Raw genomic sequence first — 3,594 nt, 5'->3', positions numbered from 1 at the left:
CTTGGCGAGGGGTGGGCCGGCGACCTCTTGTTTAAGCCAGAACCAAATCAGAAAATTAATGCTGCTGTCGCCGAACTCGGTAAAGTGCAATTCGGCGGGTTTAAAATCACTCACGAATTCCAGCTTGTTCACCGCTTCCAGAGCCAGTTGCTGTACATTATCCAGATCATCGGTGTAGGTGATGCCGCAATCTACTTGAATCCGTCTTTGGCCCGATTTGGAGAAGTTAGTAATTGGTTTTTGGAATATATCCTTGCTGGGAATCTCGATCTCCTGGCCCGAAAAGTTTTCGATGATGATGGAGCGCAGGTTGATAGACTTTACTTTTCCCGTAAAACCGTTTGTCTCGACTACGTCACCGACCTGAATAGGGCGTTGCAGCGTAATGAAGGTACCTGAGATGAAATTGGCGGTCAGATCCTGAAAGGCAAATCCAATTGCCAGGGCAATGACCCCGGCCCCCGCCAATAGGGATGTCACGGTTTTGTCCAAACCCAGAATACTCAACGCGCAGAAAAGTCCGACAGCCATGATGGCCACCCGGCTCAGCGTGGACACCAGCGCTACCAATGAAATATTGTGCGAAAGCTTGCCCATGATGCGAGCAATAGCTTTCCGGGCAAAGCGCGAAAGGAAACTAAACAACACGACGACAATGATCGCCAGAATGAAGTTGGGGACGAGCGTCACGATCTTCTCGTACCAGATGACGAGTTTATCGCCGATAAGTGTGAGGTAGTCTGAAACTTGGATAAACATAAAAAAAACGATTGAATATTTTCAAGATAGGCTGATCTGCTATACCTTTAACGAAAGAGAGCAGAAATCATTCCTTGCAAGCTAGGTCTTTGCATGGTAATGTGCAAACTCTGGGCCGAACGAATAACAATATGGCCATAATCACTTCTATTTATCCTATTTACTAAATACTGAAAAATGAAGTTTGGCGTAGTAGTTTTCCCTGGTTCCAATTGCGACGACGATACCGTTTTCGCACTCCAACACAATTTGGGTCAGGAGGTTGTTAAGCTATGGCACAAAGACCATGACTTGCACGGCTGCGATTTTGTGATCTTGCCCGGCGGCTTTTCTTACGGCGACTACCTGCGGACAGGAGCTATCGCCCGTTTCTCGCCGCTGATGAACGAGGTCATCGACCACGCCAACCGCGGCGGCTACGTGATGGGCATTTGCAACGGCTTCCAGATTTTGGTGGAAGCCGGACTGCTACCCGGCGTTCTGCTCAGGAATTTATCGCAGAAGTACGTTTGCAAAAACATTCACCTCCTACCGCAAAGCAAGACGGCTTCCCTTACCGCCGACCTCGAATCCCGCGCCTACACCATTCCCATCGCCCACGGCGACGGCCGCTATTTCACCGACGCCGACGGCCTGAAAAAACTGAATGACAACGACCAAGTGCTGTTCCGCTACTGCGACGCTGCCGGGAATATCACCGATGAAGCCAATCCCAACGGTAGTTTGGACAATATCGCCGGGATTGCCAACGAGAAGTTCAACGTTTTCGGCATGATGCCGCACCCGGAGCGGGCTTCCGACGAGGCACTGGGAAACGCGGATGGGAAATTTATTTTGGAGCAGGTGGTTAGGGTTTTGGTGTAAACGAAAATCCCTCAACCCCGCACTAAGCCTTTTTCTCGCAAGTAGTGGTGGGTCAACACTTTTTTTTCGGTGTGCAGAACGGTTTGTTTTAACACTTCGCAAACCACTAATTCGTGGTCGCCGCTATCCGCGTAGCCCGTCACTTTGACTTGTATGTAGCCCACCGCTTCACTCAGGTAGGGGCAGCCACGATCATCCAACGCGTAAGCAAGATTCTTGAATTTGTCCGTATCCCGTCCGCTTTTGCGGCCCAATTTGGCGATGAGTTTGGTTTGGTCTTGGGCCAGAAGATTTACGTTTAAAATACCGCTTTCTTTTACCAATTCCAGCGTGTAGTCCGTTTTGTCGAGCGCGACGCAAATCATTTTTCCACCCATAGCCGCTTGCATGACCCACATGGCGATGTTCGCGTTCAGGCGTCCGTCCAGGGCGACGGTGCTTACTGAGTGAATGTCGTAGTTTTTGTATTTCAGAATTTTACGAGGCATTTTTTGAAAAATGTAAGAGTGAAATTGGCAATAGAAAATCAGTCGAAATATCTGGTACTCAGATTTTTTTTCTAGTTTTGCGAAAACGCTTTACGCTTATGAAGTACTTCGAACGGGTTTAGGACAACCCAACTGCCGACTCTCCCTCGGCCTTCTTTTTAGTACCGCACATGCTTTTCTCACAAAAGTCAGGTACTATTTCTTATTCAGCAACAGGGTTTTATTTCTTGATCAAACATCAAAAGACAGTTGTTTCCTGTGGGTGAACAGGTACGCCGTGCTTTTTGATTTTGTGAGCAAGAAATACCTGTTCCAACTTCGCTCCTATTTTGAAAAAGTACCTTCAACTACTCCGCGCGTCCCTCGACGGCTCCGAGCAGAGCTATACCAGCGGTAGCATCGACCGCGCTATTTTCCTCTTATCCGTCCCTATGATCCTTGAAATGGTCATGGAATCGCTCTTTGCGGTCGTGGACGTTTTCTTTGTGTCCCAGGTTAGCACCGAAGCCGTAGCGACCGTCGGCCTGACGGAGTCGGTCATCACGCTCATTTATTCGGTGGCTATCGGGCTGAGTACCGCCGCCACGGCCATCGTGGCCCGGCGCGTGGGCGAAGGCCGCGCCAACGACGCGGGTCAGGCTATCGGTCAGGTAATTCTCATTTCGCTGGGCATTTCAGTCGTCATGGCGGGCCTTGGCGCTTATTTCGCTGGCGACGTGTTGCAACTTATGGGTGCCGATCCCGAGGTGCTTACCGTCGGGACGCGCTACGCGCAGATTTCTTTCCTGAGTAGTCCGGTCATCGTGTTGCTTTACTCGCTGAGCGGGGCGTTGCGCGGGGCGGGTTCAGCTTCGGCGGCGATGCGGTCGTTGTGGATCGCTAACGGTTTGAACATGATTCTGGACCCGCTCTTCATTTTTGGCATCAGCTTTTTCCCCGAATTGGGCGTGACGGGCGCGGCGGTGGCCACCACCATTGGCCGCTCGGTGGGCGTCGGCTACCAGTTGTATTTCTTGTACAACTCTAAGAAAGCTGTATCGATTAAATGGCCCGATTTCTCACCTGACTGGGCAGTACTCAAGAATATTCTGAACGTTGCGGCGGGCGGCACCGGACAGTTTTTGATTTCGTCGGCGAGTTGGATTTTCCTGACGCGCATTTTGGCTGAGTTCGGCAGCGATGTCGTGGCGGGCTATACCATCGCGATTCGTATCATTATTTTTACATTGCTCCCTTCCTGGGGCATGGCCAATGCCGCCGCCACGCTCGTCGGCCAAAACCTCGGTGCCAATCAACCCGACCGCGCAGAAACTTCCGTTTGGCGCACGGCTAAATACAATATGTGGTTTCTTCTAGGCGTAGCCCTACTATTTTTCATCGCCGCTGAACCCATCGTCGGTTGGTTTAGCGTTGAGGCCGCCGTAGTGCAGACGGGTGTCATGACTCTGCGCGTGTTGTGCCTGGGCTACGGAGCCTACGCTTA

The 3,594-nt window shown here is 51.1% G+C and carries 4 protein-coding genes; 2 read left to right on the top strand and 2 right to left on the bottom strand.

Annotation, left to right across the window (positions count from 1 at the left end; translation table 11 throughout):
- On the bottom strand, nt 1–759 hold a 759-nt coding region (locus ACEW8P_RS06950), incomplete at its 3' end, for a mechanosensitive ion channel family protein (protein WP_373512372.1).
- Between the two features lie 177 nt (nt 760–936).
- Here ACEW8P_RS06950 and purQ point away from each other — a divergent pair.
- On the top strand, nt 937–1,623 hold the full coding sequence (gene purQ, locus ACEW8P_RS06945; RefSeq protein ID WP_373512371.1) for a phosphoribosylformylglycinamidine synthase subunit PurQ: 687 nt from the start codon (nt 937–939) through the stop codon (nt 1,621–1,623).
- Nucleotides 1,624–1,634: 11 nt separating this feature from the next.
- Here purQ and ACEW8P_RS06940 read toward each other — a convergent pair whose 3' ends face one another.
- The gene (locus ACEW8P_RS06940) at nt 1,635–2,111 is read right to left on the bottom strand and encodes a flavin reductase family protein (RefSeq protein ID WP_373512370.1); all 477 of its coding nucleotides are present in this window, start codon (nt 2,109–2,111) and stop codon (nt 1,635–1,637) included.
- A 329-nt stretch (nt 2,112–2,440) separates the two neighbouring features.
- On the opposite strand from ACEW8P_RS06940, the gene ACEW8P_RS06935 reads away from it, so the two are divergent.
- On the top strand, nt 2,441–3,594 hold a 1,154-nt coding region (locus ACEW8P_RS06935; protein ID WP_373512369.1), incomplete at its 3' end, for an MATE family efflux transporter.

Origin of the sequence: Persicitalea sp. (assembly GCF_041751555.1) — a bacterium.
GTDB lineage: Bacteria > Bacteroidota > Bacteroidia > Cytophagales > Spirosomataceae > Persicitalea.
This window is presented reverse-complemented; position numbering and strand designations above follow the sequence as displayed.